The sequence below is a fragment of the Microbacterium sp. B19 genome, assembly GCF_000333395.1.
Lineage (GTDB): Bacteria > Actinomycetota > Actinomycetes > Actinomycetales > Microbacteriaceae > Microbacterium.
Genome location: NZ_BADA01000138.1, coordinates 1 through 2,948 on the forward strand (window position 1 = coordinate 1; position 2,948 = coordinate 2,948).

Here is a 2,948-nt window from a genome sequence, read left to right on the forward strand (position 1 = left end):
GCGCCCACCCGCGGAATCCGCCCCAAACCACTCGGTCGACCCGGGCACGAATGGTCACTCCCCCAGGATGAGGCGCCGGATCGCGGCATCCTTCGACCCGCCCAGTTCCATCGTCCGGCCGCGCCGGTAGAGCGAGAACACGCGCGGATCGATGTAGCTGGAACGCGCGACGGCGGGGGTGTTCCCGAGCGCCTCCGCCGCGGCCCGGACCGCGGCGAGCTCGACCTTCTTGCGCTCGTTCTTCGTGGAGGCGACGCCGGCCTTCGCGAGCGCCTCCGCGGCGAGGATCGTTCCGCGCAGCGTCCGGAAGTCCTTCGCGCTGAACGGTCCGCCGGTCAGCGCCCGCACGTACGCGTTCACGTCGCCGGGCGTGAGCGGAACGCGACGGCGTCCGCGGCGGTAGCTGAGCAGCGCCGCCCGGGGCCTTCCCGTCGCGAGCTCCGACATCAGCGCCGCGACCTCGGCGTCCTGCAGCGACAACTCGGCACGCTTCCCACTCTTCGCGGGGAACGACAGCCGGATGAGGTCGCCCTCGACCGTGGCATCCCTCCTCTGCAGGGTCGTGAGCCCGCGACTGCCGTTCGTCACGAAGTACCGGGCGTTCCCGACGCGCGGGGCCACCTGGTCGAGCAGCCGGAACGACACCGCCAGAACGCGCTCGCGGTCCGCCTCGGAGCGGCGCAGCGACTGCGTGACGCGGGCGCGGGCGCGCGGAAGCGCCTCGGCCAGCTGCAGGGCACGCGAGAACTTGCCCTTGTCGCGGCCCTTCGACCAGTCCGCGTGGTACGTGTACTGCCGCCGCCCGGCCTCGTCGGTCCCGACCGCCTGGATGTGCGCGTTGGGCTGCTGCGCGATCCACACCTCGCGCCAGGCGGGCGGGATGACGAGGCCCCGGGCCCGTTCCGCCTCGCGCTCCGGCACGGCGGCACCGGTGTGGTCCACGAACCGGAAACCGGACCCGGAGCGGACGCGGCGGAACCCGGGATCCTCGTACGGACGGACCCGGATCAGACGCGCCACCGTCAGTGGTTGCGGAGCAGGTCGATCAGCTCCGCCTTCTTCTTGCCGGAGTACCCGGTGATCCCGAGCTCCCTCGCGCGCTTCTTCAGCTCGTCGACGGTGCGGTCCTCGTAGTTCTCCGCGTGCCCGCCGCGCGCGCCGACCTTGCCGCGCCCCTGCGCGGCGGCCGCGTTCGAGATGCGCGCGGCCTTCTCCTTCGAGTCACCCTGCTTCCGCAGCTCCTCGTACAGATCGGGGTCCTTCAGGCTGTTCGATCCTCGCCCCTGGGGCATGGCCGTCTCCTTCCGTCGGATGCCCCGACGCTACGACGCGCCGTCGCGGCCCACGCGCGGGGTTGACAGGCGGCATCCGGCGGCATCCGGTCAAGCGGTCTCCCGGACTAACAGCGAATTTCCAGAAACGTCAACCCCCCGGCGGGGAGTGCGCGCCGGTGCGAACGTAGAGGTCAACCACTCGCCGGTTGCCGCGTCAGCGGAAACAGCAAGGAGCCCCCCATGAACATCTTCCTGATCATCATCATCGTCGCGGCGATCGTCATCGCGATCGTCAGCGGGCTGAGCCAGGCCGCGAGCTTCCTCCTCTGGATCGCGATCATCGTCGGCCTCATCGCGCTCATCGTGCTGCTCTTCCGCTTGATCAGCGGTCGCAAGCCGGTTTAACCCCCGAAGAGGGTCGTCGCGTTTCGGGTGCGCGACTCCCCTCATCCCCCCGCGGGTACGCCCGCCCCGGATGCCACGTCCCTCCCCCAGGGCGTGGCATCCGGCGTCTCCGGGGGCGGCTTGTTGCCGAACGCTCACGATCGGGTCGAGCGCTCACGCTGCGGTCGGCCGGATCGTGGGCGCTGGACCGGATCGTGGGCGGTGGGCCGGAAACACCGCCGCAAGGGCACGCGCAGGACGAGTGGATGCCATGCCCCCGGTGCCCGCGGCCAGATCAACGGACCCAGGTCCTTGACGAACTCACGATATATCGCGATACTCGGATCAACGCGATATATCGTGAGTGAGGAGAGATCGCCATGGAGAAATGGATCGTCCACCCGGGCGAGACGCGGGTCATCGACGTCGACGGGCTGCGCGAACTGAAGATCGGCCTGGTCGGCGGCCAGGTCGACGTCATCGCGCACGACGACCCCGGCGCCCGCATCGAGGTGCACGGCGTCACGGTCAAAGACCTGCGCATCGAGATGAACGACGGCCGCCTCGAAATCGACCACCCGCAGCTGCGGTGGGACAACTTCCTCGAGGTGTTCCGCAACTTCGGCGCCGGCGGGCCCAAGGCCGAGGTGAGCGTCGCCGTTCCGCGCACCGTCGCCCTGACGCTCGGCGTCGTGAGCGCGAGCGCCCTGGTGTCGGGACTCCGGACGGATGCCAAGCTCAACACCGTCTCGGGCGACATCATGGTCGACGGACTCGTCGGCGACGTGAGCCTCAACGCCGTGTCCGGCGACGTGCAGGTGCGCGAACTCCAGGGCGCCCTGACGGCCAACAGCGTCTCGGGCGACATCGCCGCGACCGGCGCCGTCACGAAGGCCTCGGTCGACACGGTCGCGGGCGCGCTGCTCGTCGACTCCACCGGCACGGTGCAGTCGATCAGCCTGAACTCCGTGAGCGGCTCGGCGACGATCCGCCTCGACCGCGGACTGCCCGCCAACTACGTCGCGCGCTCGGTGAGCGGACGCGTGCAGATCGACGGACACGTGCGCTCCGGCAACGGACCCACGAACTACACCGGCTCGACCGGCGCCCTCGCGGGGTCGTTCGTCGATGTGCGGGCCAACACCGTCTCGGGCGAGATCACGGTCCTCCGTCGCGGCGTCTCGGGCCTGCGTCCCGACGAACTCGCCGGAGAGGAGGAGTGGTGATGGCCCCGGTCTTCTCGCACGGCGATCTGCGCCTCTACATCCTGAGCCTGCTGGCGGAGGGGCC

General features: G+C 70.3%; 4 protein-coding genes. 2 read left to right on the top strand and 2 right to left on the bottom strand.

The window, feature by feature from the left end:
• Positions 1–54: 54 nt before the first annotated feature.
• Both I5G_RS05180 and I5G_RS20740 read right to left on the bottom strand, forming a co-directional pair.
• The gene (locus I5G_RS05180; RefSeq protein ID WP_022878113.1) at positions 55–1,020 is read right to left on the bottom strand and encodes a DNA topoisomerase IB; all 966 of its coding nucleotides are present in this window, start codon (positions 1,018–1,020) and stop codon (positions 55–57) included.
• Positions 1,021–1,022: 2 nt separating this feature from the next.
• Positions 1,023–1,292 carry a Rho termination factor N-terminal domain-containing protein gene (locus tag I5G_RS20740; RefSeq protein ID WP_036326445.1) on the bottom strand — a complete coding sequence of 90 codons (270 nt, stop codon included), beginning with the start codon at positions 1,290–1,292 and terminating at the stop codon, positions 1,023–1,025.
• A gap of 222 nt (positions 1,293–1,514) precedes the next feature.
• Between I5G_RS20740 and I5G_RS25710 the strand changes: the two genes are divergently transcribed.
• Together I5G_RS25710 and I5G_RS20750 are read left to right on the top strand one after the other, a co-directional pair.
• Positions 1,515–1,679, top strand: a complete 165-nt coding sequence (locus I5G_RS25710; RefSeq protein ID WP_022878111.1) for a hypothetical protein — start codon at positions 1,515–1,517, stop codon at positions 1,677–1,679.
• A gap of 353 nt (positions 1,680–2,032) precedes the next feature.
• On the top strand, positions 2,033–2,884 hold the full coding sequence (locus I5G_RS20750; protein ID WP_036326451.1) for a DUF4097 family beta strand repeat-containing protein: 852 nt from the start codon (positions 2,033–2,035) through the stop codon (positions 2,882–2,884).
• Positions 2,885–2,948 lie beyond the last annotated feature (64 nt).

Coding starts and splice junctions, on each gene's coding strand:
- I5G_RS25710 (WP_022878111.1), top strand. CDS start 1,515: ATGAACATCTTCCTGATCATCATCATCGTCGCGGCGATCGTCATCGCG.
- I5G_RS20740 (WP_036326445.1), bottom strand. CDS start 1,292: ATGCCCCAGGGGCGAGGATCGAACAGCCTGAAGGACCCCGATCTGTAC.